The sequence below is a fragment of the Stenotrophomonas sp. SrG genome (assembly GCF_050031795.1).
Lineage (GTDB): Bacteria > Pseudomonadota > Gammaproteobacteria > Xanthomonadales > Xanthomonadaceae > Stenotrophomonas > Stenotrophomonas rhizophila_A.
Window position 1 is genome coordinate 1 of record NZ_JBNBBE010000279.1, and the last position, 269, is coordinate 269.

Annotated in this window: 1 protein-coding gene; it reads left to right on the forward strand. The window is 71.7% G+C overall.

Annotated elements, in window-relative coordinates; translation table 11 throughout:
- Positions 1-269, forward strand: a 269-nt coding sequence (locus tag ACQG3P_RS19835; RefSeq protein WP_426806004.1) for a methyl-accepting chemotaxis protein, incomplete at both ends; no start/stop codon positions are given.

Sequence of the window (269 nt, forward strand, 5' to 3'; positions counted from 1 at the left end):
CGCGTCGCTGGAGGAAACCGCGGTGTCGCTGCAGGGCCTGACAGGCACCGTACGGCAGCGCGCCGAGGACGCCCGCCAGGCCAGCCAGCTGGCCGGCGGCGCGGTGGACGTGGCCGCACACGGGGGCAGGGTGGTCAGCGAGGTGGTCACCACCATGAGCCTGATCAACGCCTCGTCGCGCCGCATCGTCGACAGCATCAGCGTGATCGACGGCATCGCGTGCCAGACCAACATCCTGGCGCTCAACGCGGCCGTGGAAGCGGCGCGTG